Origin of the sequence: Prevotella sp. P4-119, from assembly GCF_002251345.1 — a bacterium.
Classification (GTDB): Bacteria; Bacteroidota; Bacteroidia; order Bacteroidales; family Bacteroidaceae; genus Prevotella.
In genome coordinates this window covers 1-1,052 of sequence record NZ_NPJB01000106.1, presented here as the reverse complement: position 1 = coordinate 1,052, position 1,052 = coordinate 1, and the positions used below count along the sequence as shown (strand labels likewise).

Here is a 1,052-nt window from a genome sequence, read left to right as displayed (position 1 = left end):
TACCCCAATTCGGGATAAAATAGCGATTAGTTGCATGTGAAGACAGATACGTGAATTCTCTTCCCATACCATCAGACATGGGCTATATATAAAGAATCGAAAGAGATTATTCTGTCCTTAGAACAATGTAAGTTGCTTCGTGTCTTCGATGCAGTATCCTTTCAATGCCTTTGGCTTGTTATCAAAGAAACAATATGCTCCCAAGGCAGAAATAAGGTTCATGATAAAGTTGCTTACAGATCTATGGCGTGAATGTACAATCTGTGCCGTATTCTTCAGCATGTCGTTAATGGTTTCGATAATGTATCTCTTGCGCAGCATCATTCTGTCATAGAATGGCATCAGCTTGTTTTTCATGTTTACGCGCAACCCTGTCACCAGCTGTATTCCATCCTCAAAGAGGAAGTCAAACAGCTTTTGCGAAATATAGCCTTTGTCAGCGAACAGCTTGCCATACAAACGTTTAGCAAGAACCTTGAACACATTCGGATCCTTGTCGCTGACATTTGCACCAGTAAGTACAAACGCTATTATCTCGCCTCTGTCATTGCACGCAAGATGGAGCTTAAAGCCATGGCACCAACCCATAGTTCCTTTTCCGTCAGTGGCAATTCCCTTGAATACCTTATTGGCATATCTCCTGAGATTATGGCATACGGGTATCATCGTGGAATCAACGAATGTTATGCCGGTACATCTTCCGAAAGCTCCCAGATTAAGGAAGAACATGAGCTGGAAGAACACGCGGCTTTCCAACTCCACAAAGCGGTTGTACGACACAGCTTTCGGAAAATAAGACTTCATCGTACCCTTAATAAAGAACAGGTAGTAGTGCTTGAAATTGCGGAATGTACCGAAATGGAAATACAACAGAATCGTCATGATTTCACTGTCGGACAACGATGCTGCACGCCGTCTACGCTTCACTCCGCTATTGTCTTCCAGCAAATTTCCTGCATTTTCTGCATCAAAATGTTTGCAAAACTCGTCTATAATACAAAATAATTCTGTAACTTTGCAATCGGTAGTCATATTAAATATTTTTGTAACTA

At 41.3% G+C, this 1,052-nt stretch carries 1 protein-coding gene; it reads right to left on the bottom strand.

Annotated elements, in window-relative coordinates:
* Positions 1-117: 117 nt before the first annotated feature.
* Positions 118-1,032 (bottom strand): IS982 family transposase, encoded by a 915-nt coding sequence (locus tag CIK89_RS13025; RefSeq protein ID WP_094391789.1) that lies wholly within the window; start codon positions 1,030-1,032, stop codon positions 118-120.
* Positions 1,033-1,052: the final 20 nt, after the last annotated feature.

Excerpts from the sequence above, each read along its gene's own strand:
- CIK89_RS13025 (WP_094391789.1), bottom strand. The coding sequence starts at position 1,032 with ATGACTACCGATTGCAAAGTTACAGAATTATTTTGTATTATAGACGAG.